General features: G+C 65.5%; 1 protein-coding gene. It reads right to left on the bottom strand.

The window, feature by feature from the left end; genetic code table 11:
• On the bottom strand, positions 1–232 hold a 232-nt coding region (locus tag R2R70_RS23440; protein WP_410979413.1), incomplete at both ends, for an FAD-dependent oxidoreductase.

Raw genomic sequence — 232 nt, 5'->3', positions numbered from 1 at the left:
CCCACGGAATGCAGTTGTAGTCGATGTGCGGCTTCTGGCCGTCGATCACTTCCGCGACCAGCACGCCTTCGTCTTCGGCCTTGTGCGCGAGCATCGGGCCGCGCACCACGTCGCCGATCGCGTAGACGTTCGGCACCGACGTTGCGCAGTGGCCATCGACGTCGATGAAGCCGCGCTCGTTGGCCTTCAGGCCGATCGCTTCGAGACCGAGGTTGTCGGTGTTCGGCACGCG

This window comes from Cobetia sp. SIMBA_158 (assembly GCF_046566945.1).
GTDB classification, from domain to species: domain Bacteria; phylum Pseudomonadota; class Gammaproteobacteria; order Pseudomonadales; family Halomonadaceae; genus Cobetia; species Cobetia amphilecti.
This window is presented reverse-complemented; position numbering and strand designations above follow the sequence as displayed.